This is a genomic window from Waltera intestinalis (assembly GCF_009695995.1).
Classification (GTDB): Bacteria; Bacillota; Clostridia; order Lachnospirales; family Lachnospiraceae; genus Acetatifactor; species Acetatifactor intestinalis.
In genome coordinates this window covers 58,569-84,068 of record NZ_VUMU01000004.1, presented here as the reverse complement: position 1 = coordinate 84,068, position 25,500 = coordinate 58,569, and the positions used below count along the sequence as shown (strand labels likewise).

The window sequence follows — 25,500 nt, the reverse complement described above, 5'->3', positions numbered from 1 at the left end:
AGCGGACAGATGGGAGAACGAAGGATGAGAGAAAAACTATATATTACCTTCCATTCGGAGGATGAAATCAGACATTTTGTGGATACCTGCAATGAATTCGATGATGCGATCGATATCCGTATTCAGAAGACCGCAATGGATGCGAAGTCTCTTTTGGGAATGCTTCTGATGAAGACGGAGGAACCGCTGGAGATTGAATACGCCTGCTACGATGATGAGGATAATTACGAAGAGTTCAAGCAGGCTATTCTGGAAAAGTATGATGCGAAAGTTGTACCGGCATCGGAAAAATCTGCTGAAAATAAAATTGTTTGAAAAAATTAAAAAATTCTATTGACATTTTCACCTGCAGCAGTTAAAATACATACTGTTGCAGGCGAAAACCTGTGAATGTACGTGTAGCTCAGCTGGATAGAGCGTCTGGCTACGGACCAGAAGGTCGTGGGTTCGAATCCTGTCACGTACATCTAAGGCCCCGGAGATGATGTCTCCGGGGCTTTTGTGTTTTATTTTAGAAAAGTTTTAGAATTACTTCCCGCTCCGTATATTTACGCAGTACTTATGTCATGCTAAAATAATGAGGTAAATGGAGGAAGCTGTATTAGTATGAACAAACAGGATTTTATAGACCGGCTGCGGATGGCACTGAACGGACGTGTGTCCCCCGGCTTGGTTATGGATAATGTCAATTATTACGAAGACTATATTAATACGGAGATCCGGAAGGGCCGTACGGAAGAGGAAGTACTGGAGAGCCTGGGAGATCCGAGACTGATTGCGCGTACGATCATTCAGACCAATGGTGGTGATAATCGGTCCGGCTATCGTAATACCGTCTATGGAAACGGAGAATACAGAGAAGCGGCAGGATCGACGGTACATCACAGTTATAACGGAGACGGTAATGGCGAATATGGCACCCATCGGAGTAAAATGGCAGATGTATTAGCGAAGCTGCCGGACTGGGTCTGGATTATTCTGGGGATCCTTGTGGTGGTATTGGTGATCAGCGCGGTATTTTCAGTACTATCCTTCCTGGCACCGGTATTGATCCCGATTCTGGTAGTACTGTTTTTGGTAAAACTGTTTCGAGACTGGCTGAACTGATAAATAACGATAATAAAAGAGCCATCAGGGGGAAGCTGATGGCTCTTTTGAGGGGAGTATAAATAATACATAAGGGTGCAAATAGAATCATGAAGGGTTCTTCTATTCACATTTATGATTATAGTACTAATGTCACAAAAATGCAAGATAAAAATTGGTTCTAAAGTACCATAAATTAAAAAGCATATTTTTGTGAAAAATAGACATACTACTCCTGTAACTAAAAATCCTGTTAGGAGGTCACAGATATGTCTAATAATTACGATCAGAACAACGAGAACAAGTATAGTAACTCTTATGGCGAGAACCAGAACTCTCAGAATAAGCAGAGCAGTAAGAATCAGAACAAGAATCAGAGTAAGAACCAGAATAGGGATCAGAGCGAGAATAAGGAGCAGAATAAGAACTGCTAGTTTTTGTGCATAAGAAGTCAGGGGCGTTCGCAGGAACGCCCCTATTTACATATTTTTGGAATGCATATATAATGTTCCTATGTTTGATTGAGATACGGAGGAACGAATGAGACGTTTTGAATTGATCGCTCCCTGCCATTTCGGCATGGAATCGGTGCTTAAGAGAGAGATTACAGATCTCGGATATGATATTACGGATGTGGCAGATGGCCGTGTGACTTTTTTCGGTGATGAAGAAGCTTTATGCAGAGCTAATATTTTTCTGCGCACAGCGGAGAGAATTCTGATCAAGATCGGAAACTTTCACGCAGAGACATTTGAGGAACTGTTTCAGGGAACGAAAAGTCTGCCCTGGGAAGATTACATTCCTAAGGACGGTAAGTTCTGGGTAGCAAAAGCGGCCAGCGTAAAGTCCAAATTATTCAGTCCTTCGGATATCCAGTCTATTATGAAAAAAGCCATGGTGGACCGGTTGAAATCACAATATGAAATCTCCTGGTTCCCGGAGGATGGTGCAAGCTTTCCGGTCAGAGTGTTCCTTATGAAAGACGAAGTAACGGTGGGACTGGACAGTACCGGAGAATCCCTGCATAAGAGAGGATACCGGAAGCTGACGGCAAAAGCGCCCATTGCGGAGAACCTGGCAGCATCGCTGATCATGCTGACTCCCTGGAACGGAGGAAGGATCCTGGTGGATCCTTTTTGTGGAAGCGGTACGTTTCCGATAGAAGCAGCCATGATGGCGGCCAATATGGCCCCCGGCAGGAACCGGAGCTTTACGGCAGAAGAATGGCCACATATTGTAGGAAAGAAAATATGGTATGATACCTGCGATGAAGCGGAAGAGATGGTAGACCTGTCAGTGGAGACGGATATCCAGGGATATGATATTGATGAGGATATGGTAAAAATAGCCCGGGAAAATGCGCGTATGGCCGGTGTGGATAAGCTGATCCATTTTCAGAGAAGAGGCGTGGAAGATCTTCATCATCCGAAAAAGTATGGATTCATTATAACTAATCCGCCCTACGGAGAACGATTGCAGGATAAGAGCCAGATGCCGGCACTTTACCGTACCATAGGGGAACGTTTTCGTGAACTGGACTCCTGGAGCATGTATCTGATCACTGCTTACGAGCAGGCAGAGAAAGATATCGGACGGAAAGCAGACAAGAACAGGAAGATATATAACGGAATGATGAAAACCTATTATTACCAGTTTTTGGGACCGAAGCCGCCGAAGAGAAGAGAAATATAACCTTTCATGAAAAAACGATTGCAAATCAGAGACCAAAAACAAAATAGGAAGGTGACATTGGTCCTCTGGCTCCTGTTGGGAACATTTTCCATGGTAGCAATGCTATGGACAGCGGCGCACAAGACGGTGGTGATTTCCGCACGAAGCCAGGAGCAGGGAGAACTGGTCCCGGAATACCGGACGGAACAGACCGGAGAGATGCAGCTGCCCATGCAGACGGATCAAAAAGCCGACAGACAGATCTGTATACCACTGGAATCGGGGACGAAGGCGGAGAATGTAATGGTGGAGAACCATTACATGGAGAAGGAACTCTGGATCTATATAGAAAACGGAAGAAAAGCATTCTATAAGGAACAGAGGATCACAGGAGATCTGAATCCCGTGGAAAAAGGAATCTGCGAAGCACAGAACGAAGGTGTGCTGCTGAGACTTTCGATGCGGGAAGTGCTGGAATATCACAGTACTCTGGAAGAAGGATACTTATGGGTCGATTATGTCAGCCCCAAGGAACTCTATGACAGGATCGTGGTATTGGATCCTGTGGGAGGCGGCAGAGATCTCGGTGTGACGGCTTCCGGCTGTCAGGAAAAAGAAGTGGCACTCAGTGTTGCCAGACAGACAGCCCAGCTGATGGAAGACCGGCAGGTGAAGGTATATCTTACCCGTACAGAGGATATCGATGTTACGAAAGAGGCAAGAAGGCAGTTCGCCGACTGGGTTGGAGCAGATCTGTATCTGGAGATCGGATTGTCGTCAGATCCGGAGAATACGTCGGCCTATGGGATCAGCGGAGAATATAATGATGAATATTATATTCCGGAGTTCGGCAACCTTCAGTGGGCCGATTGCGTTACAAGGCAGGTTACGGTGGCGGCCAGCAATCGGGCAGTGGGACTTTTCCCGGCAACAGAGGAAGATGTCCTGTGGGAGATCGCAATCCCGTCAGCCAGAATCTCTCTGGGGTATGTGACGAACACTGCTGAGAGACAACTGCTGATACAGGAAGACTATCAAAAAAAGCTTGCACAAGGTATTGCGGAAGCTATTAACGAGGTTTATACTAATACGCAATGATGGATCATATGCGGTGAGGAGTGGAATATGCAGGGAAGAATCGTATTTGCAACCGGTAATGCCGGTAAGATCAAAGAGATCCGAATGATCATGGAGGACACCGGAATGGAGGTGGTATCCATGAAAGATGCGGGGATTATGGCAGATATTGACGAGAACGGAAAAACCTACGAGGAAAATGCTTTGATCAAGGCCAGAGCGGTGGCGGCGTTTACGAATGACATCGTCATGGCGGATGACTCCGGACTGGAGATTGACTATCTGAATAAGGAACCGGGGATATACTCTGCAAGATATCTGGGAGAGGATACTCCTTATTCTGTGAAAAACGCAAATCTGATCCAGAGACTGGAAGGGGTGCCGGAGGAACAACGGACAGCCAGATTCGTATGTGCCATTGCCGCTGTATTACCGGACGGAAGAGAACTGACGACCCGCGCTGCGATTGAGGGCAGGATCGGATATGGTGAAAAAGGGAAGAACGGATTCGGATATGACCCCATTTTCTATGTACCGGAGTTCGGAAAGACAACCGCGGAACTTACAGAAGAAGAGAAGAATCAGGTCAGCCACAGAGGAAAAGCGCTGCAGCTGATGAAAGAGGAACTTAAGAAATATGAAAATATTGATCGTAAGTGACACCCATAAAAAGAACGAGAATTATTTCAAAGTGTTGGAAATGCATCATCCGGATATGGTGATCCACTGCGGTGATGCGGAGGGGAGTGAGTATGCCCTGTCTGCTGCTGCAAAATGCCCGGTATATATTGTGCTGGGGAATAACGATTTTTTTTCGGATCTGCCCAGAGAGATCACTCTGAATATTGGACCCTATAAGGTATGGGTGACTCATGGACATAATTATTATGTCTCCATGGGGAATGAGACGATCAAAAAAGAAGCCATTGATCGTGGTGTGGATATTGTATTGTATGGACATACACACCGCCCGGTGATCGATATCGATGACGATATCATTGCGGTGAATCCCGGAAGCCTGTCTTATCCAAGACAGGAAGGACGTCAGCCGTCTTATGCCATTATGGAGATCGATAGAGAGGAAAAAGTACATTTTACCATTGCATATCTGCGATAATGGTTCCGGTGTAAAACACGTAGTACAGACGTAGGAGTTCTGCAACTTTTCTCTTGACAGATAGAAAAAAACTAGGTTATAATTACACCTGCGTTGTCGGAGGTTCCGATGTGACGCAGCCTCGGGGTGTGGCTCAGTTTGGCTAGAGCACCTGGTTTGGGACCAGGGGGTCGCAGGTTCGAATCCTGTCACCCCGATGCGTAACTTGAGTTTTGTGTTTATTTTTCAAAAAATTAGTACAAAACTGTTGACAAATGATGTCGGATAAGTTACAATATGCTTCGTCGGTTTGCTAATGCAGATGACTGACAGATATGTGTTCGTAGCTCAGCTGGATAGAGCAACGGCCTTCTAAGCCGTGGGTCGGGGGTTCGAATCCCTTCGAGCACATTTGAGATAAGGAAGGACTTAATTGACCATCACTGTCTCGCATGGTGGGTATAGCGCAGTTGGTTAGCGCGCCAGATTGTGGCTCTGGAGGCCAAGGGTTCGAATCCCTTTATCCACCCTTTTTCATTAGTGAAGTGTCGTAATGGCACGCTTGGTGTCATATTTATAGGGCTATCGCCAAGCGGTAAGGCACAGCACTTTGACTGCTGCATTCGCTGGTTCGAATCCAGCTAGCCCTGTTTTTATTATGGGGTATTAGCTCAGTCGGTAGAGCACTTGACTTTTAATCAAGTTGTCGGGGGTTCGAATCCCCCATGCCTCACTTGATGTTACGATATCCTGACAACATACAACATTTTCCAATTCTCAAAAACCCCGCTTGGGGCTTTTTTTTATGCGAAAGGAGCACATTTATGCAGACCAAAGAAAACAAAATGGGTGTCATGCCCATTGACAAATTACTGATCTCTATGTCCCTGCCTATGATGATCTCCATGCTGGTGCAGGCACTGTACAATATCGTGGACAGCATCTTCGTCTCCAGGATCAATGAATACGCACTTCGTGCGGTATCCCTGGCATTCCCGATCCAGAGCCTGATGATCGCCGTAGCAGTGGGAACGGCAGTGGGTATCAATGCGTTTCTGTCCAAGACTCTTGGAGAGAAGGATTTTGAGAAAGCTGATATCATTGCCAGAAACGGTATTTTTCTTGCGATTGCAAGCTACGTGGCTTTTGCGGTGATCGGTCTGCTGGTGAGCCGCCCCTTTTTTGCCAGCCAGACGGAAGTCTTAGAAGTACGAGAGTACGGAGTGACGTATCTGACGATCTGTTGTGTGGCGGGAATGGGTATTTTTCTCCAGACGACCTTTGAGAGATTGTTACAGGCTACCGGTAAGACTTTCTATACCATGATCACGCAGGGAACCGGGGCGGTAATTAATATTATTCTGGATCCGATCCTGATCTTCGGCTATTTCGGAATGCCCCGGATGGGGATCGCCGGTGCGGCGGTGGCTACCGTTATCGGGCAGATCATAGCTGCAATTCTTGCTCTGGTATTTAATCTGAAATGTAATCGGGAACTGAATATTTCCATGAAAGGATTTCGACCGAACGGACATCTGATTGTACAGATCTATAAGGTGGGAGCGCCTTCCATAGTTGTACAGGCCATCGGTTCTCTGATGACTTACGGTATGAATCTCATCCTGGCGGCATTCGGTTCCGCGCAGACGGTATTTGGTATTTATTTTAAACTTCAGAGTTTTGTATTTATGCCGGTATTTGGCCTGAATAACGGAATGGTGCCTATCATTGCCTATAATTACGGTGCCGGTCATAAAGACCGTGTAATTAAGACGATCAAGCACAGTGTGGCATATGGCGTGGGTATTATGTTCGTGGGATTACTTGCGATGCATATTTTCCCGGCTCAGCTTATGCGCATGTTTGATGCGGAGGAGAGTCTGATCGCCATCGGAACGCCTGCCCTGGAGACCATTTCGTTGAGCTTTGTGTTCGCCGGGTTCTGTATTGTGGCGGGAAGTGTATTCCAGGCATTGGGGAATGGTGTCTACAGTATGATCGTATCTGTGGCCAGACAGATGTGTGTGCTGCTCCCGGTGGCAAAGCTGTTGTCCATGAGTGGCGAAGTAACGTTGATCTGGTGGGCATTTCCCATTGCGGAGTTAGCCAGTGTGCTGTTAACATCGTATTTCTTGGTAAGAATCTACCGGAAAGTCATCTGTCATATCGGAGAGCCAGTCGTGCAGGATGCTTGACAAGTTTAAGGGTGGCAGAGTATAATTAGGCGTGTTCTTTTGTGGACATGTAAGCGGTTATGGCGGAATTGGCAGACGCGCTGGTTTTAGGTGCCAGTGGTTACCCGTGTGGGTTCAAATCCCACTAACCGCATTTGTTAGTACTTGCAATTCCGAATGCCGGTGCTATAATAAGGATGGCAGAAGATTGCTGCAGTACCCGGAAGCATAGCTCAGCCGGGATGAGCGTTCGCCTCACACGCGAAAGGTCAGGGGTTCGAGCCCCCTTGCTTCCATTTTTTAGTAACTATTCAGAGCGACGGCAAAGTACTGGATAGTTATTTTTTTAATCAAATCAAAGGAATACAAAAGCAATGAAAGAAAACGTAAGAAAACAGGGAATTTTACTGCCGGTATCCAGTATCCCTTCCGCATATGGGATCGGAACCTTTGGCAGGGAAAGCTATCGTTTTGTGGATTTTCTGGAGAAGTCCGGCAACAGGTTGTGGCAGATCCTGCCGCTCGGACCTACCGGATACGGAGACTCTCCTTATCAGTCGCTTTCCACTTTTGCGGGGAACCCTTACTATATCGATCTGGAGCTTCTGATCGAAGAAGGGCTTTTGACGAAGGAGATCTGTGACGGTTATGACTTCGGAGACAATGAACATTACGTGGACTATGAGAAGATCTATCTGTCCCGGTTCAAAGTCCTGAAGATCGCATTTGAGAATGCGAAAAAACAGGGACTTATGGAAGCACCGGAATATCAGAAGTTCATCACGGACAATGCCTATTGGCTGGATGATTATGCCCTGTATATGGCAGTAAAAAATGCATTCGGCGGCGTCTGCTTTATGGAATGGGACGAGGATATCCGTCTCAGAAAAGCGGCAGCGCTACGCAAGTACCGCAAAAAGCTCTCGGATGAGATCGCATTTTACTGCTTCCAACAGTACCTGTTTGCAAAACAGTGGAAAGAACTGAAGACTTATGCGAATAAAAAGGGCATAGAGATCGTAGGAGATATTCCTATCTATGTAGCTTTTGACAGTGCCGATACCTGGGCGAATCCGAAGCTGTTCCAGTTAGACAGGGAAGGTCGTCCCACCGGTGTGGCAGGCTGCCCGCCGGACTGCTTCTCGGAGACCGGACAGTTGTGGGGCAATCCGCTCTATGATTGGAAATATCATAAGAAGACCGGTTATGAATGGTGGATGCAGCGTATTGCATATTGCTATCAGTTATACGATGTGCTCCGTATCGACCATTTCCGGGGATTCGACGAGTACTGGTTCGTGCCTTACGGAGATCCTACGGCACAGAACGGTCACTGGGAGAAGGGACCGGGCTATGAATTGTTTGCTGTGATGAAGAAGAAACTGGGCAAAAAGAAGGTCATCGCGGAGGATCTCGGATTCCTGACCCCCAGCGTGATCCGTCTGGTGAAGAAGACAGGTTACCCGGGAATGAAGATCCTGCAGTTTGCTTTTGATGCGGGAAATGACAGTGAATATCTGCCTCACAACTATGATAAAAACTGTGTGGTCTATACAGGAACCCATGACAACGATACTACGGTAGGATTTCTGCAGAACATGCCGGAGAAGGATAAGAAGTTCGCGAAGAAGTATCTGGGACATAAGAATGATAAAAAGCTCTGCTTTGAGATCGTCCGGGCGGCATTGTCCAGCTGCGCGGATACCGCCATCATTCCCATGCAGGATTATCTGGAGCTGGACAGCAGTGCCAGGATCAATATTCCCTCCACGTTGGGATGCAACTGGAAATGGCGTATGGACAAGGATGCGTTGGATCTGAAGCTTGCGAAGAAGATTTATAAAATGGCAAAATTATATGCACGATTATAAAAATACGGAAGGCGTTAAGCCTTCCGTATTGCTTTTTTGGGATGCTATGCTTCCGGTGCGTGATGCAGCTCCAGTGCCAGATAGGAATTGTGGTATTCCTTGCAGTAAGTCACATCTTTGTCAAACCATGCGGGAGGGACAAATGCCTCTGCTGCTTCTTTACTTCCGAACTCCACTTCTGCCATGATCAGAGGGGCGAAGGGGGCGTCAAAAACATCCAGCTCGATGGTCAGGGAATAATCTGCGGGAGGAGTGGGAAAGCCTTCTTTGAATCCGGGATGCTGTAGAGGAATCAGATAGCGTCTCTTGGAGATCACGCTGCCGTCAGCTTTTTCCCGTAAATGATAATAAGATACTTCGTTCAGCGGAAGATTGCTCTCGTCTCTGGCCATCATGCCGCTGCCTTTGTAGGTAAGATAATACTCATCATCCTGTTTTCTGGCTCTGACCACAGGATTATAATTCAGATATACCTGCTCGATATGATGAGAAGGATAGCTTTCCAGATTATCAGGTAAGGATTTCAGGGTAAACTTTCGCTCGATTTCCATAGTATTAATGCCTCGCTTCTGTAATTAAGACTTAAAAATACTTCTTTAGTATAACATGATTTCCCTTGAAAATACAGTGAAATCTACAAATATCTGCCCATGGGAATTGAATTACGCCTCCAAATTGTGTATACTAATCATAACTGTGCAAAGTCAGAGTGTATGACTTGCAGATGAGACAGGAAACAAAACGGAAAGCGAGGGAAAACCATGAGTAAGATAGCAATTTTTCTGGCAAATGGGTTTGAAGAAATAGAAGGTCTGACGGTAGTGGATATCTGCCGCAGATGCGGCCTGACCATTGATATGGTGTCCATTACGGAAGAAAAACAAGTGATGGGATCACATAAGATCCCGGTGACAGCGGATATGACACTGTCGCAGGTGGATTTTGAGGAATATGATTGTCTGGTGCTTCCCGGTGGCGGACAGGGTACGAAGAATCTGGAGGCATGTGAAGTACTGATGCAGCAGGTCGATGCTTTTTACGCAGCAGGAAAATACATCGCGGCAATCTGTGCGGCACCGAGCATATTCGGGCACAGAGGCATCTTACAGGGAAAAAGAGCCTGCTCCTATCCCTGCTTTGAAGACCATCTGGAAGGCGCGGCAGTGACTGCGGGACCGGTAGAGATTGACGGGAATGTGATCACTTCCAGAGGTATGGGAACCTCCATTCCTTTCGGACTGGCGATCGCAGGCGTGTTCTGCGGACAGAATAAGGCAGATGCCTGCGCACACGGCATTGTATATCAGCCGTAAACAGGCGTGAGAAAGACGAGGACAGAGAATGAAAAAAGCGTTAATTACGGGAATTACCGGACAGGACGGCTCCTATCTGGCAGAGTTCCTTTTGGAAAAAGGCTATGAGGTGCACGGACTGATCCGCAGATCCTCCATCAGCAACACAGGACGTATCGATCATCTGATCCGGGAGAATAAAATTGTTCTTCACGGGGGGGATCTGTCGGATTCCTCCAGTTTGGTGCGGATCATCGGAGAAGTGCGTCCGGATGAGATCTATAATCTGGGAGCACAGAGCCATGTGCAGGTGAGCTTCGAAGCACCGGAATATGCGGGTGATGTGGATGCGCTGGGCGTGCTGCGTATCTTAGAGGCGGTACGTATCGTAGGACTGACCGAGACCTGCCGCATCTATCAGGCATCTACTTCCGAACTGTACGGAAGAGTGGAAGAAGTGCCGCAGAACGAGAATACACCGTTCCATCCCTACAGCCCCTATGCGGTGGCAAAACAGTACGGCTTCTGGATCGTGAAGGAATACCGGGATGCATACAATATGTTCGCAGTGAATGGTATCCTGTTTAACCATGAATCTGAGCGCCGCGGAGAGAACTTTGTGACCCGTAAGATCACACTGGCAGCCGGAAGGATCGCCTGTGGTATTCAGGACAAGCTTTACCTGGGTAATCTGGATTCTAAGAGGGACTGGGGCTATGCGAAGGATTATGTGGAGTGCATGTGGCTGATGCTACAGCATGACAAGCCGGAGGATTTCGTTATCGCAACCGGTGTGCAGCATACGGTGAGAGAGTTTACCACGCTGGCATTCCATTATGCCGGGATCGAACTGGAATGGCAGGGAAGCGGCATTCATGAAAAAGGGATCAACAAAGCCAATGGCAAGGTGGTCGTGGAGGTAAGTGAAGCCTTTTACCGTCCTACCGATGTGGTAGATCTGTGGGGAGATCCGCAGAAGGCACGTACGGTGCTGGGATGGAATCCCCAGAAGACAAGCTATGAGGAACTGTGCCGTCTGATGGCAGAACACGATCTGAAGCTGGCTAAGGCGGAAGCGATCATGCTACAGGAGACTGAGAAATAATAGGATAGATCAGAGAGGAAGCAGAGCAACATCATGGAAAAAGACGCAAAAATATACGTAGCAGGACACAGAGGAATGGTGGGAAGTGCCATCTGCAGAGCACTGGAGAGAAACGGATATACGAACATCATCACCCGCACCCATAAGGAGCTGGATCTGTGCAGACAGGATGCGGTAGAGGAATTTTTCGCAAAGGAAAAGCCGGATTATGTATTCCTGGCAGCAGCGAAGGTAGGCGGCATCATGGCGAACAGCGAAGCACTGGCGGATTTCATGTATGAAAACATGATCCTTGAGATGAATGTGATCCATGCCGCGTGGCAGAGCGGCTGCAAGAAGCTGATGTTTCTGGGCAGCAGCTGCATCTATCCCCGTATGGCACCGCAACCTATGAAGGAGAGCTGCCTGCTGACTTCTGAACTGGAGAAGACCAACGAGGCTTATGCACTGGCGAAAATATCCGGTCTGAAGTACTGTGAGTTTCTGAACAGACAGTACGGAACCGACTATATCAGTGTTATGCCGACGAACCTGTACGGACCCAACGACAACTATCATCCGACTCACAGCCATGTGCTCCCGGCATTGATCCGCCGTTTCCATGAGGCGAAGGTGTCCGGCGCGAAGGAAGTGGTCTGCTGGGGTACCGGAACTCCCCTGCGTGAGTTCCTCTATGTGGATGATCTGGCGGATGCCTGCGTTTATCTGATGAATACTTACAGCGGCAATGAGACCGTGAATCTTGGAACTGGCAAGGAACTGACCATTCGGGAGCTGACAGAGCTGGTGGCAAAGGTCGTAGGCTATACCGGCGAGATCAAATGGGATCCCAGCAAGCCGGACGGAACCCCCAGAAAACTTTTAGATGTCAGCAAGCTGGAGAGTCTCGGCTATCATTATACGACGGAGCTGGAAGACGGTATCCGCCTGACCTATGAGGATTTCCTCAATAATCCCATGCGCGCGGAACGCTAGGGAAAGGTGTCTGCCGGTAGTGGGCAGCGGAAGGACTGGACGATTAACATGAATGATTTTCAGAAGACAGCGAAAGAAATGCTGGATTTTATAGAGAAAAGCCCCACCTGTTTTCATGCGGTTGCGAATATCGGAGCAATGCTGGAAGAGGCAGGATATGTCAGACTGCGGGAAAACGAGGAATGGAAGCTTGTGAAGGGTGGAAAATATTACACGGAGCGCAATGATTCTTCTGTGATCGCTTTTGCTGTTCCTACGGGAACTGTGAAAGGGTTTCATATGGCAGCGGCACATAGCGATTCCCCATGCTTTAAGGTCAAGGAAAAACCGGAACTTACGGTAGAAGATCACTATATGCGCCTGAATACCGAGAAATACGGCGGCATGATCCTTTCCACCTGGATGGACAGACCGCTCTCCGTAGCAGGCAGACTAGCGGTGCGTGGAACGGATGGCATCCAGAGCAGACTGGTCAATATTGACCGGGATCTCTGCGTGATCCCAAATGTGGCGATCCATATGAACCGGGAGATGAACAAAGGTGTGGAGTACAATCCTCAGGTAGATATGCTCCCACTGTTTGCGGATGTAGCATTTGATACCGATGCCGCAGGGGCATCTGAGACCGCTGACGGATCACTGGAGAAGCCTGCGCTGCTTGGACTGGCAGCAGAGGCCGCAGGGGTGGATGCGGAAGCGATTCTCGGGGAAGACCTGTTCCTGTATACCAGACAGGAAGGAAGATTCTTAGGAGCAAAGGGTGAATTTGTCCTGGCTCCGAGACTGGATGATCTGCAGAGCGCCTTTGCGCTGACCAAAGCTTTTACGGAGAGTACACCTGCGGAATATATCAATATCTGCGCGGTATTTGATAATGAAGAGGTGGGAAGCGGTACCAGACAGGGTGCAGATTCCACGTTCCTTGCGGATACGTTGGACAGAATTACGGAGGGGCTTTTGGCAGATCACAGCACGTATCTGCGCTGGATCGCGGATAGCTTCCTGATCTCTGCGGACAATGCCCATGCGGTACATCCCAACCATCCGGAGAAGGCGGATCCTACGAACAGACCTTACTTAAACGGTGGAATTGTTATCAAATTCCACGGAAGCCAGAAATATACTACAGATGGTATCTCAGCTGCAAAAATGAAGGATTACTGTGAACGGGCAAAGGTGCCTTACCAGACCTATGCCAACCGTTCGGATATCGCAGGTGGTTCCACTCTCGGTAATATTTCCACGGCTCATGTATCGGTGTCCAGTGTGGACATCGGACTGCCCCAGCTGGCCATGCATTCCGCGGTGGAGACTGCGGGCATGATGGATACAGAATATGCAGTGCGGGCGCTGAAGGAATTCTGGGGCGAATGATGAATTATCCCGGGAAATCATTAAAAAAGTATAAAAAGCATTGAAAACTTTGGCTGAAAAGTGCATAGTTAGAATGCAAAAAAGATTCAAAGAAAGAATCAAGAAATGATCCAAAAAGGATCCGAAAGAAGGTTGAAGTTATGTTTGAAATGAAACCGGAATACTATATTGGAATTGATATGATCGATCAGGAGCATAAGCAGCTGTTTGACTATGCCAATGAGGCTTACGAGCTGCTGCAGGAGGAGTTTACACCGGATAAGTATGACAAGATCGATGCAATTCTGGAAAAACTGCGTGATTATACCGTAAAACATTTTACAGATGAAGAAGCGTATATGGAATCCATCCAGTACAAAAAGATTTTTACCCAGAAGATTCAGCATCAGGAATTTATTAACAAACTGGATGAGTTTATAGATCAGCATGAGAAGGATGAAGGTGATCGGGCGGAACAGGATGAACAGATCATGGATATTCTGAATTACCTGACGGACTGGCTGATCAACCATATCCTGCATGTGGACGGACAGATCCCGAAGGAAGCGTAGAAGAGTGGAAGATTACTCCGGGCTTTCGTGAATAGTTTTGTATCGCCTGCATACGATGTAGGAAATACAGGACCAAGGACGGAAATTCTGATGGACCAGAAGCTGGAAAACATCCTGAACCTTGCATTAGAGACCCCGGAGGAAGAACGGGAACAGACGGAGAGTCTGAATGTCGGCTACAGCGCAGAGACCCGTAGCTGGGAGCTGATCGTAAAATATCACGGCAGTCTGGACAGACTGCGGGAACAGAATATTGTGGTGGAGGAACTGATCGCCGGATATGCGATCCTTACGGTGCCGGAGGCACTGGTGGATACGGTATCGGATATCCCGGAGATCGAGTATGTGGAAAAACCCAAGCGGTTTTATTATGGACAGACGGATCCTGCGGGGACATCCTGTTTTCCACCGGTCACTATGAGAACGCCTTTTCTGAATGGAAGGGGCGTTCTTTTGGCTGTACTGGATTCCGGGATCACCTGGGATCAGGAGGTGTTCCGGAAGGCAGATGGCAGTACGAGGATACGGTATCTATGGGACCAGACAGTCCTCAGGGATCGGACGCTGCCACAGGATCGGACAGTGCCGGAGAAAACAGGTAATGTGGGATATGGAAAAAAGCCGGATGGATTTGCCTTTGGGACGGAATATACCGCGGAGGAAATAAATGCGGCATTACAGATGCCTGCATTGGATCGTTACCGCCGGATTCCCAGCAGAGACCTGTCCGGACATGGAACCGCGGTGGCAGGGATCGCCGCCGGGAAAAGTGCAAGTGGTCTCTATACCGGGGCGGCCCCCGAGGCGGAACTGATTGTGGTGAAGCTGGGATTGCCGGGGAATAGTGTGGGCGCAGAAGAAGGATTCCCCCGAACAACCGAAATCCTGCGTGGAGTGACCTATGCACTGCGGAAAGCACAGCAGTTAAATATGCCACTTGTCATCAATCTAAGCTTTGGCAACAGCTATGGATCCCATGACGGAAGCTCTCTGCTGGAGCGTTTTCTGGACAATGCTTCCGAGATCGGCAAAACCGTGATCTGTGTGGGCAGTGGTAATGAAGGGGCGGCAAGAGGGCATTTCGCCGGGAATATAGCGAAGGACAGCCGTATAGAACTGGCTGTTGGAAATTATGAAAAAAGCCTGAATATCCAGCTGTGGAAAAATTACAGCGATGTGTTTCGGATAAGGTTGCAATCTCCGGGAGGTGAGGAGGCAGAGCTAACCACGAATATTCAGGGCGGGAAATATACGCTTAGGTTGGAGCAGACAAGGATTCTGGTCTATCTGGGAGAACCCCTGCCCTATGCGGTGGCGCAGGAGATCTATCTGGAGATGATCCCGGTTACAGGCGGTTATATCGACGCAGGGATATGGACGATCCGGCTGGAGCCGGTAATGACCGTAACGGGACAATATTATCTGTATCTTCCGGTGGGAAACGGCAGGGGAGACAGCACTGGCTTTTACCGTTCCACTCCGCAGATGACACTGACGGTTCCCTCCACGGCAGCGAAGGTGATCACAGTGGGGGCTTACGATCCGGTCTATGATACCTATGCGGATTTCTCCGGCAGGGGTTATGCCGACAGCACCCGTACCATCGGTGTGACGGCAGCAGGACTGACCAAGCCGGATCTTGTGGCTCCCGGTGTAAATATCCAGGCTCCGGATGTTTATGGCAGTTTTCTCCCTGTTACGGGAACTTCTTTCGCCACACCGATTGTCAGCGGTGCCGCGGCGCTTCTGATGGAATGGGGGATCGTGCAGGGAAATGACCCCTTCCTCTACGGCGAAAAAATCAAGGCATATCTCAGAAAAGGTGCCAGACCCTTAAGGGGAGAGAAGGAATATCCCAACGACCGGGTGGGGTATGGCAGGCTGTGTGTGGCAGACAGCCTGCCGCAGACAGGAACAACAGAATGAACGGTATTAGTTGCGTATTGGAAACAGTTCCGGAACCGGAATGAAGGAAAACAGATGAAATAACATCAATAATCCTACTGTTTTGTTACTATTGTATAGAAATGAATGGTCAATTTGTGTAAAAAGGCGCATTGAATGCCTTCCATGAAAATGATACTATGAGTATGAACAATCGCTTGCGCTTTATGATCTGCATCTCGAAGAAGTGAAAAAGATAAATTGCGCAGAGAATGGGGTGAATGAGATGAACAACAATTCCGGCAACGACAAGACGATGACGATCCATGATGTGGCAAGAGAACTGGGGGTATCTGCCAGCACCGTATCCAGAGCCATCTCAGGGAAAGGGCGTATCGGAGCGGCTACGAGGGACCGGATCCTTGCTTATATCGAAGAACACGGCTTTTATCCGAATGCGGCGGCACAGAGCCTGGCACAGTCCAGGACCAATAATATCGCGATCATCCTTCCGGAAGTGAATACTCTGGTGGATATGCCTTTCTTCCACACTTGTATGTATGGAGTGGAAGAGGTGGCACAGGCTAATGATTATGACATTATTGTGGTAACAACGAACGGAAACGATACCAAACCACTGGAGAGATTGATCAAAAACCGTAAAGTGGACGGAATGATCCTTACCAGGACTTATGAGAACGATAAATATGTGAAATTTCTGAAACAAAAGCAGATTCCCTTCGTGGCAGTTGGAAAATTCCCGGATGATGATGTGGTACAGGTAGACCATGATAATGTGGGAGCCTGTAAGGAACTGGTGACGGTTCTGTTCGCCAAAGGAATCCAGAACATTGCCTATCTGGGAAGCAATATGGACCAGATGGTAAACCGCTGCAGGTATCAGGGATATGAGGAAGCCTACCGCAAGGGAAAACGGAAGCTGAACCAGGACCTGGTCTACAAGGATCTAAGCAGCAGGGCTATGGTGGAAAAAGCGGTGGAAGAGCTGAAAAACAGCGGTGTGGAGTGCATTCTGTGCCAGGATGACTACATCTGTGATGAAGTGGTCAGAAAGCTTGCCCGCATGGGTGTGAGAATCCCGGATCAGATGAAAGTGGCATCCTGCCATTACAGCCGCATTCTGGAAAATTATCCTGTTACGATCACATCTTTGAAATTCAATATCACAGAGCTGGGCAGAAGATCCTGCCAGGTGTTGTTGGATATGATCCATGGCAAAACAGTACCTGACAAAACACTTTTGGACTATGAGATCATCCTGAAGGAGTCTACAAAAGGTTAAATGAGAGTGTGAAAATCATAATTTGGAAAAACGTTTTCCTATATTTTACTCAGAAAAATCATAAAAAAAGCATTTTTTTCAAATAATAGGATGTGCTAAAAACCCAGTAAAATCAATGGCTTCAAAAGGCGGTTGTGCAAAATGCACAATTTTCGCCTGCAATATCAGTCATTATTATAAATTGACAACATAAGGAAATGTTGCTACACTATTATCGTAGACAAGCGGTTGCGCAATACGCACAAACTTGCAAAACAAAACAGGAGGATAACAAAATGAAAAAGTTAGTCGCTTTAGCAATGTCACTGACTATGGCATTCTCTCTGGTAGCTTGTGGAAGCTCTGATACTTCCAACACCAGCACAGATGCCGCTGCTACCACCGCAGCTTCTACCGAGGCTGCACAGACCGCTCCCGCTGAGAAGCAGGACGTTTCCCTGAGAATCTGGGGTGCTGAGGAAGATCAGACCATGTTACAGGGCATGATCGATTCCTTCAAGGAGCATTATGCAGATTATGCAAACTTTGATATCCAGCTTGGTACCGAGTCCGAGTCCACAGCTAAGGATACTGTTTTAGCCGACATCGAGGCTGCTGCTGATGTGTATTCTTTCGCATCTGATCAGCTGATTGACCTGGTAAATGCAGGTGCCCTGCAGTCTGTTGATGAGATGGATGCAGCTCTGGAAGCTTACGCAGGCAAGAGCGTAGCTGATGTTAAGAGTGCAAATGCTCCTGGTTCTGTAGACGCAGCAACCAAGGACGGTACACTGTATGCATTCCCTATGAGTGCTGATAACGGTTACTTCTTATATTACAATTCCGAGTTAGTAACTCCCGAAGATGCACAGACCTGGGATACCTTACTTGCAGCAGCTGAGAAGGCTGGCAAGAAGGTTGGTATGACTCTTGCTTCCGGTTGGTACAATGCTTCCTTCTTCTATGGTGCAGGCTTCACTACCGCACTGAACGACGACGGCAGCACTGCTTTGGACTGGAACGGTACCAGCGCTGATGGTGTTACCGGTGTACAGGTAGTACAGGCTATGCTGAACATCACCGGCAACAGCGCATTCCTTCCGATCGCTGATGGTGACGTATCTAACCAGATCGCTTCCGGCGACCTGTGTGCAGTAGTTTCCGGCACCTGGGATGCAACCGCAGCTCAGACCGCTTTCGGTGATGGCTACGCAGCTACCAAGCTTCCTACCTATACCTGCGGCGACAAGCAGATCCAGCAGGGTTCCGTAGCAGGCTTCAAGCTGGTAGGCGTTAACAAGTATTCTGCAAATGCAGGCTGGGCAACTCTGCTGGCTGACTGGATCACCAACGAAGACAACCAGGCAGTACGTTTCGCAGAGAGAGAGATCGGACCTTCCAATATCAAAATTGCTGGTTCCGAGGAGGTTTCTTCCAATACCGCTATTGCAGCTCTGTCTGAGCAGTCCGCTTATGGTGTAGTTCAGATCGTCGGTGGCAAGTACTGGGATCCTACCGCTACCTTCGGTGAGAAAGTAGCTCAGGGTCAGCTGAAGGCTGATGATGAAGCAGGTATCCAGGCAGCACTGGATGAGCTGGTAGAAGGTGTTTCCGTACCCGCTGAATAAGTTTGGGAAGATGATCTGTTCCGGTTCTGTTACAAATGAATGATGAAAACGTTCTGGTGCAGAACGAATACAGAGAATAGAAAGGCGTCCTGAAGCTATGAACAATAATACGTAGTGGATGGATGCCTTTTTTACAGGAAACGTTTCCGGTAAGCGGGTTCGACTCCTGCCTGCCGGATTATGTAACTGGTCAGATGAACGCGGGAAGGTGTTCGGAACAGTTACTAAAAATTTATATTAATATGAAGAAAGGAGAGGGCAGAGAATGAAGAAGAAAAAGAGCGGAATCGGCGGATTCTTCAAGGAGTTCGGTGAAGCAGTCGTAAAAGGAGATCTGTTCGTAAAATTATCCCTGGTCTGGATGGGAGCAGGATATATCCGCAGAAAACAAATTATCAAAGGTATTTTAATGACTCTGCTCGAAGTGGCAGTCATTGTATTTACATTTGGCTTTGCCACAGAGTATGTACGTGATTTTGGAACGTTGGGAACTGTTCAGCAGGAGACGGTTTTCAACATTGTAACCATGCAGAATGAATTCAACGATTATGACAACTCGTTTATGATCCTGTTATTCTCCGTAGTTTCATTTGTTATCTGGTTCACGTTCCTGGTGATCTGGCTTAAGAATGAAGTGACTGTTTACCGACTTCAGAAAAAAGCACAGGCAGGAGAACATATCAATACGTTTGTAGAAGACTTGCAGCAGTTCAAGAATGACAAATTCTATATCACACTGCTGGCACTTCCTGTCATGGGCGTTGTTATTTTCACAATCGTTCCTCTGCTGATCCTGATCGCTGTTGCGTTTACGAACTATGATCAGGGACATATGCCTCCGTCCGCACTGTTTACATGGGTGGGATTTACCAACTTCAAGAATCTGTTCTCCAGCGGTGGAATGACCATTACCTTCGGTTATGCCTTCCGTAAGATTTTGATCTGGACACTGGTATGGGCACTGTTCGCAACCTTTACCACTTACCTTGGCGGTATCCTGTTGTCCTTACTGATCAATAACAAGAGAACCAAGCTGCCGAAGCTGTGGAGAACTCTGTTCATTGTAACGATCGCGGTTCCCCAGTTTGTTTCCCTGCTTCTGGTACGTAACTTTTTCGCTAATAACGGTATCATGAACACAATCTGTGCCAATGCGGGTATTACCCAGTGGCTGAGAGATATCGGTGCGATCAGTACCAGCTACATTCCGTTCCTGTCCGCTCCCGGATGGGCACATGTAATGATCATCCTGATCAATATCTGGATCGGTGTTCCTTACCAGATGCTGATCGCTACCGGCGTGCTGATGAATATTCCTTCTGATCAGCTGGAGAGTGCGAAGATCGACGGAGCTACTCCGCTGCAGAGCTTTATTCATATCACCATGCCATATATGCTGTTTGTTACCGGCCCTTCTCTGGTAACGGATTTTGTCAAGAATATTAATAACTTCAACGTAATCTATCTGTTGACCCAGGGGGTATATACCACCACCAATCAGGCTATGGCGAATTCCCAGGCGAAGGAAGTGGACCTGTTGATCACATGGCTGTTTAACCTGACACAGAGCTATTATAACTACAAGATGGCATCCACCATCGGTATTATCGTGTTTATCCTTTGTGCGGTATTTACCCTCATTGCCTTCAGCAGATTCCTGAGGGGTGACAGAGAGGAGGCGTTCCGTTAATGAAGAGATTTATTAAAACATTATTGCATAACCTGTTACTGGCATTTTTGGCATTTATCTGGCTGGTGCCTATCGTCTGGCTGGTGGTCACATCCTTCAGCGCATATACCGGCATGAACACCAGCACCTTTTTCCCGAAGGAATGGAGCCTGGTCAATTATAAGAACCTGTTGTTTTCCGCAGACAGTGTGGCACAGTTCCCGAACTGGTTCAAGAACACCTTCATCATTGCATGTGTGGTATGTGTGATCTCCACCGCTTTTGTACTGATGGTGGCCTATGCGACCTCCTGTATGCGTTTCCCGGCACGTAAGCCGCTGATGAACGCAGCAGTTATTGTGAATCTGTTCCCCGGTGTATTGTCCATGATCGCAGTATATTTTATCCTGAAGACCCTGAACCTGACCAACACGCACCTCGGACTGATCCTGGTATATTCTGCCGGTTCCGGTCTGGGTTACCTGATCGCAAAGGGCTTCTTCGATACGATCCCGAATTCCCTGCGCGAGGCCGCTTATCTGGATGGAGCCAGTGAGGCTACAATCTTCTGGAAGGTTGTTATCCCCATGAGCCGTCCCATCATTGTATATACCGTTATCAGCTCCTTCCTGTCCCCCTGGATGGATTTCGTATATGCAAAGCTGTTGTTAAATTCCGGTATTTCTTCGCAGTGGACCGTTGCCATCGGTCTGTACAACATGCTGGATAAGAGCCTGATCAACACTTACTTTGGTCAGTTCTGTGCAGGCGGTGTACTGGTATCCATTCCTATCTCTGTATTGTTTGTCATCATGCAGAAGTTCTATGTGGAAGGTATTACCGGTGGTGCCGTGAAAGGGTAAACTGCTTCGGCAGTTTAACCTGGGAGAATCCATGGAATGGATTCTTCAGGATAAACGTATGACATGGAGACAAAGAGTTAATTTATGGATAAATTTATCAAAGGTATGGATGTATCGAGTCTGCCGGAGGAGACGGCTCTCGGTGCAAGGCTTTATGACGAAGGCAAAGAGGGGGACGCACTGGAGATCCTGAAAAAATACGGTGCCAACTCTCTGCGCATCCGTCTCTGGAATGATCCTTACAGTGAGGACGGCAAGCCTTACAGTGCCGGTACCAGTGATTTCACCAAGCTGGTAGCACTGGCTTCGGCCGGTAAAAAGCTGGGTTACAGCTATCTGCTGGATCTGCATTACAGTGATTTCTGGGCAGATCCCGGCAAACAGTTCCCTCCTAAGGAGTGGGCGTATGCCGATGCAGATGCACTGGAGAAGCATGTGTATGACTACACAAAGGATGTGCTTTTGAAGTTAAAGCGTCTCGATCTGCTTCCGGAGATGGTACAGGTGGGAAATGAGATTACCAATGGTCTGATGTGGCCCCACGGAAAATGGGACAACGTTGACAATATTGCAAGATTCATCAGCGCGGGCATCCGTGCGGTGAGAGAAGTATCCCCGGACAGCAGAGTGATGCTTCATCTGGACTGTGGCGGTAACAATGCCCGCTGCAGAGAATGGTTTGATGCCTATGTACAGAGAGGAGAGGACTTCGATGTCATCGGACTGTCCTATTATCCCTTCTGGCACGGAACCATTGATGACCTGACCAATAATATGAATGATCTCTCACAGAGATATCAGAAGGATGTCATCGTAGCGGAGGTTTCCATGGGATTTACCATGGAAGACTATGCGGACAGAGAGAAGCTCGCACCAAAAGAGCGCAAGGGCATGGCGACCAAGCCCAACCTTGCGGAGGCGGTAGAGTATCCTATGACACCGGAAGGACAGGCTGCATTCATGCAGAAGGTCATGGAACGCATTGCGCAGGTTCCGGATGGCAGAGGAAAAGGCTTCTATTACTGGGAGCCGGCATGGATCCCGGTGCCCGGCTGTGGCTGGGCCAACGAGGAGTCCCTGAAGTATATTCAGGATCCCGGTCCCGGGGGAAACGAATGGGCAAATCAGGCACTGTTCGATTATGATGGAAATGCACTACCCGCATTGAAAGTGATCAGAGACTTTCAAAAGTAATATGAAATTGTTCCCGTAATGCGGGGATGATTATATAATGAAGCAAAATCACTTGCTTGCAAGTGTGATTTTGCGAAATGCATTGAGTGAGCTATGCTCACGAAATAAGTTGCCTAACGGCGAGATGGAGGAAAAGATGGATAAGTTTATTGTGAATATCATTCACCGTCCGGAGATGGTTCCCGAGTATGCGGAAAAAGTAACCGGACACGGCAAAGAAGAGGATCTGGGCAGAAAAGCACTGTTGACAGAGTCTCTGGATATTTTCAAGTTTCAGCAGGAAACTGCGCACAAGAATGGTTTGAAGACCACCATTCAGATGACCTATGCTTCCCTGTTCAATGACGAAGCGGTAGCACTGGCTAAGGCAGATCACGAGAAGTACGGCGATGAGATCGCACTGTCTCTGTTGGGACTGCCCTGCACAGAGTTCCGTGAAAAGTACAAGACCAAGGATTTCTGTATCTGGATGTTCTCCATGGAAGATAAAAAGTCTATCGTGGATGATGTATTCGGCAAGTTCCATGAGAAGTTCGGATTTTATCCCGAATCCACCGGTTCTTACTACATGGATGCAGATCTGACCAATTATATCAAAGCAACCTATCCTACCGTAAAATGTGCGGTAGCAACCTGTTGGGAAGAAGGTCCCAAGGCATACCATACCTGCAACAACTCCTGGTATACCTTCATGGATGGCGGCCCCTGGGCACCCTGGATCCCTTCCAAGCAGAACACCCATGCACCAGCAGCCAATGAGGCAGAGGACAGCGGTATCGTAGCGATCCCCCATCTGTCCAGAGACCTGCTGGCATGCTATGACGGTAACGGCTCCAATTTCGGAACCCATCCCCAGAACGTACTGCGTGGCATGATCTATGACACCAAGACATGGGAGTATCCTTACCTGTACAACCTGATCGACCAGTATCGTTCCCTGGAGAAATACAACAACGGATACGCATACAACATGATGTTCGTAGGCCCCGGCTGGCTGAACAAAATGGGTCGTTGGGAGCAACCTTACGAACTGCTGAAGAAGAGCTATGAAGACGGTATGAAGTACTATGGCGACCTGAAAAAGGAAGGCAAGCTTACCGATATGACCATGGCGGAGTTCGCTGATTATTATCGTCAGAAGAAGACCTACACCGAGCCCGAGTGTGCTCTGTGGAGAGATATCCTGTATGGCTCCGATAAGCAGTTGTTCTGGTATTGTGATCCTTTCATGCGTGCCTGCGTAAATATGGATCAGGGCGGTGCTATCGTTGACCTGCGTCCTTACGCTGCTAAGCTGGAGTGGCCGGTAGGTATCGGTACCAAGCATGTGACCGATGCATCCTATCCTTTCCTGATCCAGGAGAAGTACCGTGCAGGTTACTTCACCCACTATGCAGGAGAAGGTACCGTAAGAAGTGCCAAGTTAAAACACAATGGTGAAGAAGTGGATCTGTGCCTGTGCCGTACCAAGGCTCATTTCTCTCAGGAAGGCAACACCAGAATCCTGACACTGGATCCCGTAGACATCGAATTCTACGATCTGACCGTAAAATTACAGACCATCGTTTCCTTCGAGGAAGGCAGCTCTGCGATCAAGATCGAGCGTAAGATCCTGGAGATGAGCGATCCGAACGCTGAAGTAGAACTGAACGAGTATATCGTAGCCTGCTATGGTACCACAGAGTATTCCGAGGATATGCTGGGTATCACCTTAAGCACCAAGAAGGGTGACGAGGTAGAGACTCTGGATTACGAGTACAAGTGCCGTGAGATGGAGAAGGCAGACGCTGACGAAGTAAGAGCGGTGATCCCTCAGATCGAGACCGCAGTATCCATGAGCACCAACGCAGAAGGCGCTGTCGGATACGTGAAGGAAGGATACGCATTCTCCCCGATGTTTACACTGGGTTACAATTCCAAGATCAAGGATAAGGAGGTCGTTGCAACATGGCTCAAGCTGGAAAAGGCAAATTAAACTACAGATGTCCCTCTTGCTTCATGAGAGATATCGATATGGATATGTTCTACGATAAGGATAAGAAGGAATATTACTGTCTGCGTTGTCAGTACAGAGGCTCCGAAGAAGATGTCCTTCAGAAGAATGAAATGGCAAGATTCCGTTATGGCGCTATGTATGAGCGTTACACCAAATTCGATTTTGATTGAAAAAACGGATAAAGCGATTGCATAAGAGCATTGAAAAAAGGAGCTGTATTACAGCTCCTTTTTCATATAGGAAAAGAAATAAAAAATACCTTTTGTAAAATCAATCTGTACAATGGGAGAATGTGTCACATGCCTTATGATAAAGCAGAGTAAGAACAGAATTCCAATCGCAAAAGCCCCATGATCGATCCATTTGTCCGATAAGTGAAGAAGCCGAAATTTCCAAAGAGGAAAAATAATAAAAATTCCTAATACGATAGGCCACAGAGGATGAAAATAAAAGGATTTTGCAAGATCACCATCTAAGACACATAAAAACGCCCGGGTCATTCCGCAAAAAGGACAGGGAATGCCCAAAAAGAAACGCAGTGGACATTGATAGTCTGCCAGCAACAGGAATAACAGGAGCAGTAGAATAAATAAAATAAAAAATAATATATGTTTTGTATTTTTCTTCATAATATATTTTTTATATCACATTTATCGTTTACTATGATCAAACGAAAAAAGCTTCTGCCTGAAAAGACAAAAGCTTTTTTGAT

At 47.7% G+C, this 25,500-nt stretch carries 24 protein-coding genes and 8 tRNA genes; 30 read left to right on the top strand and 2 right to left on the bottom strand.

What is annotated here, in order from left to right:
- The first annotated feature begins 24 nt into the window (after nucleotides 1-24).
- From FYJ59_RS05185 to malQ, 17 genes are all read left to right on the top strand, one after another.
- Nucleotides 25-315: an HPr family phosphocarrier protein gene (locus tag FYJ59_RS05185; RefSeq protein ID WP_118550422.1), complete on the top strand. Its 291-nt coding sequence runs from the start codon at nucleotides 25-27 to the stop codon at nucleotides 313-315.
- Nucleotides 316-392: 77 nt separating this feature from the next.
- Nucleotides 393-466 (top strand) — tRNA-Arg (locus FYJ59_RS05180).
- A 140-nt stretch (nucleotides 467-606) separates the two neighbouring features.
- A complete protein-coding gene (locus tag FYJ59_RS05175) occupies nucleotides 607-1,107 on the top strand; it encodes a DUF1700 domain-containing protein (protein WP_154495710.1) in 501 nt (166 codons plus the stop codon).
- Nucleotides 1,108-1,355: 248 nt separating this feature from the next.
- Complete coding sequence (locus FYJ59_RS05170; RefSeq protein WP_022154245.1) at nucleotides 1,356-1,520, top strand: hypothetical protein; 165 nt, start codon at nucleotides 1,356-1,358, stop codon at nucleotides 1,518-1,520.
- A 106-nt stretch (nucleotides 1,521-1,626) separates the two neighbouring features.
- The gene (locus FYJ59_RS05165) at nucleotides 1,627-2,778 is read left to right on the top strand and encodes a THUMP domain-containing class I SAM-dependent RNA methyltransferase (RefSeq protein WP_118546581.1); all 1,152 of its coding nucleotides are present in this window, start codon (nucleotides 1,627-1,629) and stop codon (nucleotides 2,776-2,778) included.
- A gap of 6 nt (nucleotides 2,779-2,784) precedes the next feature.
- The gene (locus tag FYJ59_RS05160) at nucleotides 2,785-3,855 is read left to right on the top strand and encodes an N-acetylmuramoyl-L-alanine amidase family protein (RefSeq protein ID WP_154495708.1); all 1,071 of its coding nucleotides are present in this window, start codon (nucleotides 2,785-2,787) and stop codon (nucleotides 3,853-3,855) included.
- A 27-nt stretch (nucleotides 3,856-3,882) separates the two neighbouring features.
- A complete protein-coding gene (locus FYJ59_RS05155) occupies nucleotides 3,883-4,494 on the top strand; it encodes an XTP/dITP diphosphatase (RefSeq protein ID WP_154495706.1) in 612 nt (203 codons plus the stop codon).
- Nucleotides 4,472-4,951 (top strand): metallophosphoesterase family protein, encoded by a 480-nt coding sequence (locus FYJ59_RS05150; RefSeq protein ID WP_154495704.1) that lies wholly within the window; start codon nucleotides 4,472-4,474, stop codon nucleotides 4,949-4,951. Before FYJ59_RS05155 ends, FYJ59_RS05150 begins: the two co-directional genes overlap by 23 nt.
- A gap of 122 nt (nucleotides 4,952-5,073) precedes the next feature.
- Nucleotides 5,074-5,148 (top strand) — tRNA-Pro (locus FYJ59_RS05145).
- 119 nt (nucleotides 5,149-5,267) lie between these two features.
- Nucleotides 5,268-5,341 (top strand) — tRNA-Arg (locus FYJ59_RS05140).
- 44 nt (nucleotides 5,342-5,385) lie between these two features.
- Nucleotides 5,386-5,459, top strand: a tRNA-His gene (locus FYJ59_RS05135).
- Nucleotides 5,460-5,508: 49 nt separating this feature from the next.
- Nucleotides 5,509-5,580, top strand: a tRNA-Gln gene (locus FYJ59_RS05130).
- Nucleotides 5,581-5,590: 10 nt separating this feature from the next.
- A tRNA-Lys gene (locus tag FYJ59_RS05125) sits at nucleotides 5,591-5,663 on the top strand.
- A gap of 91 nt (nucleotides 5,664-5,754) precedes the next feature.
- A complete protein-coding gene (locus FYJ59_RS05120) occupies nucleotides 5,755-7,125 on the top strand; it encodes an MATE family efflux transporter (protein WP_154495702.1) in 1,371 nt (456 codons plus the stop codon).
- Nucleotides 7,126-7,178: 53 nt separating this feature from the next.
- Nucleotides 7,179-7,258 (top strand) — tRNA-Leu (locus tag FYJ59_RS05115).
- A gap of 68 nt (nucleotides 7,259-7,326) precedes the next feature.
- Nucleotides 7,327-7,400 (top strand) — tRNA-Val (locus tag FYJ59_RS05110).
- A 78-nt stretch (nucleotides 7,401-7,478) separates the two neighbouring features.
- Complete coding sequence (malQ, locus tag FYJ59_RS05105) at nucleotides 7,479-8,975, top strand: 4-alpha-glucanotransferase (protein WP_154495700.1); 1,497 nt, start codon at nucleotides 7,479-7,481, stop codon at nucleotides 8,973-8,975.
- Between the two features lie 44 nt (nucleotides 8,976-9,019).
- Here malQ and FYJ59_RS05100 read toward each other — a convergent pair whose 3' ends face one another.
- On the bottom strand, nucleotides 9,020-9,526 hold the full coding sequence (locus tag FYJ59_RS05100; protein WP_154495698.1) for a CYTH domain-containing protein: 507 nt from the start codon (nucleotides 9,524-9,526) through the stop codon (nucleotides 9,020-9,022).
- Nucleotides 9,527-9,736: 210 nt separating this feature from the next.
- Here FYJ59_RS05100 and FYJ59_RS05095 point away from each other — a divergent pair, with 210 nt between their 5' ends.
- From FYJ59_RS05095 to FYJ59_RS05035, 13 genes are all read left to right on the top strand, one after another.
- Nucleotides 9,737-10,288, top strand: a complete 552-nt coding sequence (locus tag FYJ59_RS05095; protein WP_154495696.1) for a DJ-1 family glyoxalase III — start codon at nucleotides 9,737-9,739, stop codon at nucleotides 10,286-10,288.
- 28 nt (nucleotides 10,289-10,316) lie between these two features.
- A complete protein-coding gene (gmd, locus tag FYJ59_RS05090; protein ID WP_022154117.1) occupies nucleotides 10,317-11,372 on the top strand; it encodes a GDP-mannose 4,6-dehydratase in 1,056 nt (351 codons plus the stop codon).
- 33 nt (nucleotides 11,373-11,405) lie between these two features.
- Nucleotides 11,406-12,347 carry a GDP-L-fucose synthase family protein gene (locus FYJ59_RS05085; protein WP_022154116.1) on the top strand — a complete coding sequence of 314 codons (942 nt, stop codon included), beginning with the start codon at nucleotides 11,406-11,408 and terminating at the stop codon, nucleotides 12,345-12,347.
- Nucleotides 12,348-12,395: 48 nt separating this feature from the next.
- Nucleotides 12,396-13,721, top strand: a complete 1,326-nt coding sequence (locus FYJ59_RS05080) for a M18 family aminopeptidase (RefSeq protein WP_154495694.1) — start codon at nucleotides 12,396-12,398, stop codon at nucleotides 13,719-13,721.
- 140 nt (nucleotides 13,722-13,861) lie between these two features.
- Complete coding sequence (locus tag FYJ59_RS05075; RefSeq protein ID WP_154495692.1) at nucleotides 13,862-14,272, top strand: bacteriohemerythrin; 411 nt, start codon at nucleotides 13,862-13,864, stop codon at nucleotides 14,270-14,272.
- 90 nt (nucleotides 14,273-14,362) lie between these two features.
- Nucleotides 14,363-16,198: a S8 family peptidase gene (locus tag FYJ59_RS05070; RefSeq protein ID WP_235897925.1), complete on the top strand. Its 1,836-nt coding sequence runs from the start codon at nucleotides 14,363-14,365 to the stop codon at nucleotides 16,196-16,198.
- A gap of 244 nt (nucleotides 16,199-16,442) precedes the next feature.
- Nucleotides 16,443-17,459, top strand: a complete 1,017-nt coding sequence (locus FYJ59_RS05065) for a LacI family DNA-binding transcriptional regulator (RefSeq protein WP_205839456.1) — start codon at nucleotides 16,443-16,445, stop codon at nucleotides 17,457-17,459.
- A 275-nt stretch (nucleotides 17,460-17,734) separates the two neighbouring features.
- On the top strand, nucleotides 17,735-19,066 hold the full coding sequence (locus FYJ59_RS05060) for an extracellular solute-binding protein (RefSeq protein ID WP_154495689.1): 1,332 nt from the start codon (nucleotides 17,735-17,737) through the stop codon (nucleotides 19,064-19,066).
- A 265-nt stretch (nucleotides 19,067-19,331) separates the two neighbouring features.
- Nucleotides 19,332-20,756, top strand: a complete 1,425-nt coding sequence (locus FYJ59_RS05055) for a carbohydrate ABC transporter permease (RefSeq protein WP_154495687.1) — start codon at nucleotides 19,332-19,334, stop codon at nucleotides 20,754-20,756.
- A complete protein-coding gene (locus FYJ59_RS05050; protein ID WP_154495685.1) occupies nucleotides 20,756-21,598 on the top strand; it encodes a sugar ABC transporter permease in 843 nt (280 codons plus the stop codon). Before FYJ59_RS05055 ends, FYJ59_RS05050 begins: the two co-directional genes overlap by 1 nt.
- Before the next feature lie 84 nt (nucleotides 21,599-21,682).
- The gene (locus FYJ59_RS05045) at nucleotides 21,683-22,792 is read left to right on the top strand and encodes a glycoside hydrolase family 53 protein (RefSeq protein ID WP_154495683.1); all 1,110 of its coding nucleotides are present in this window, start codon (nucleotides 21,683-21,685) and stop codon (nucleotides 22,790-22,792) included.
- A 136-nt stretch (nucleotides 22,793-22,928) separates the two neighbouring features.
- Complete coding sequence (locus FYJ59_RS05040) at nucleotides 22,929-24,767, top strand: hypothetical protein (RefSeq protein WP_022153791.1); 1,839 nt, start codon at nucleotides 22,929-22,931, stop codon at nucleotides 24,765-24,767.
- Nucleotides 24,740-24,958, top strand: coding sequence for a hypothetical protein (locus FYJ59_RS05035; protein WP_022153790.1), 219 nt, complete (start codon nucleotides 24,740-24,742; stop codon nucleotides 24,956-24,958). Before FYJ59_RS05040 ends, FYJ59_RS05035 begins: the two co-directional genes overlap by 28 nt.
- Nucleotides 24,959-25,006: 48 nt before the next feature.
- Here FYJ59_RS05035 and FYJ59_RS14490 read toward each other — a convergent pair whose 3' ends face one another.
- The gene (locus FYJ59_RS14490) at nucleotides 25,007-25,417 is read right to left on the bottom strand and encodes a DUF2752 domain-containing protein (RefSeq protein ID WP_154495681.1); all 411 of its coding nucleotides are present in this window, start codon (nucleotides 25,415-25,417) and stop codon (nucleotides 25,007-25,009) included.
- Nucleotides 25,418-25,500: the final 83 nt, after the last annotated feature.

Excerpts from the sequence above, each read along its gene's own strand:
- FYJ59_RS05100 (WP_154495698.1), bottom strand. The coding sequence starts at position 9,526 with ATGGAAATCGAGCGAAAGTTTACCCTGAAATCCTTACCTGATAATCTG.
- FYJ59_RS05155 (WP_154495706.1), top strand. The coding sequence starts at position 3,883 with ATGCAGGGAAGAATCGTATTTGCAACCGGTAATGCCGGTAAGATCAAA.
- FYJ59_RS05070 (WP_235897925.1), top strand. The coding sequence starts at position 14,363 with ATGGACCAGAAGCTGGAAAACATCCTGAACCTTGCATTAGAGACCCCG.
- FYJ59_RS05040 (WP_022153791.1), top strand. The coding sequence starts at position 22,929 with ATGGATAAGTTTATTGTGAATATCATTCACCGTCCGGAGATGGTTCCC.
- FYJ59_RS05175 (WP_154495710.1), top strand. The coding sequence starts at position 607 with ATGAACAAACAGGATTTTATAGACCGGCTGCGGATGGCACTGAACGGA.
- FYJ59_RS05160 (WP_154495708.1), top strand. The coding sequence starts at position 2,785 with ATGAAAAAACGATTGCAAATCAGAGACCAAAAACAAAATAGGAAGGTG.
- FYJ59_RS05035 (WP_022153790.1), top strand. The coding sequence starts at position 24,740 with ATGGCTCAAGCTGGAAAAGGCAAATTAAACTACAGATGTCCCTCTTGC.
- FYJ59_RS05185 (WP_118550422.1), top strand. The coding sequence starts at position 25 with ATGAGAGAAAAACTATATATTACCTTCCATTCGGAGGATGAAATCAGA.
- FYJ59_RS05080 (WP_154495694.1), top strand. The coding sequence starts at position 12,396 with ATGAATGATTTTCAGAAGACAGCGAAAGAAATGCTGGATTTTATAGAG.
- gmd (WP_022154117.1), top strand. The coding sequence starts at position 10,317 with ATGAAAAAAGCGTTAATTACGGGAATTACCGGACAGGACGGCTCCTAT.
- FYJ59_RS05045 (WP_154495683.1), top strand. The coding sequence starts at position 21,683 with ATGGATAAATTTATCAAAGGTATGGATGTATCGAGTCTGCCGGAGGAG.
- FYJ59_RS05120 (WP_154495702.1), top strand. The coding sequence starts at position 5,755 with ATGCAGACCAAAGAAAACAAAATGGGTGTCATGCCCATTGACAAATTA.
- FYJ59_RS05050 (WP_154495685.1), top strand. The coding sequence starts at position 20,756 with ATGAAGAGATTTATTAAAACATTATTGCATAACCTGTTACTGGCATTT.
- FYJ59_RS05165 (WP_118546581.1), top strand. The coding sequence starts at position 1,627 with ATGAGACGTTTTGAATTGATCGCTCCCTGCCATTTCGGCATGGAATCG.
- FYJ59_RS05075 (WP_154495692.1), top strand. The coding sequence starts at position 13,862 with ATGTTTGAAATGAAACCGGAATACTATATTGGAATTGATATGATCGAT.
- FYJ59_RS14490 (WP_154495681.1), bottom strand. The coding sequence starts at position 25,417 with ATGAAGAAAAATACAAAACATATATTATTTTTTATTTTATTTATTCTA.
- FYJ59_RS05055 (WP_154495687.1), top strand. The coding sequence starts at position 19,332 with ATGAAGAAGAAAAAGAGCGGAATCGGCGGATTCTTCAAGGAGTTCGGT.
- FYJ59_RS05085 (WP_022154116.1), top strand. The coding sequence starts at position 11,406 with ATGGAAAAAGACGCAAAAATATACGTAGCAGGACACAGAGGAATGGTG.
- FYJ59_RS05150 (WP_154495704.1), top strand. The coding sequence starts at position 4,472 with ATGAAAATATTGATCGTAAGTGACACCCATAAAAAGAACGAGAATTAT.
- FYJ59_RS05060 (WP_154495689.1), top strand. The coding sequence starts at position 17,735 with ATGAAAAAGTTAGTCGCTTTAGCAATGTCACTGACTATGGCATTCTCT.
- FYJ59_RS05095 (WP_154495696.1), top strand. The coding sequence starts at position 9,737 with ATGAGTAAGATAGCAATTTTTCTGGCAAATGGGTTTGAAGAAATAGAA.
- malQ (WP_154495700.1), top strand. The coding sequence starts at position 7,479 with ATGAAAGAAAACGTAAGAAAACAGGGAATTTTACTGCCGGTATCCAGT.
- FYJ59_RS05170 (WP_022154245.1), top strand. The coding sequence starts at position 1,356 with ATGTCTAATAATTACGATCAGAACAACGAGAACAAGTATAGTAACTCT.
- FYJ59_RS05065 (WP_205839456.1), top strand. The coding sequence starts at position 16,443 with ATGAACAACAATTCCGGCAACGACAAGACGATGACGATCCATGATGTG.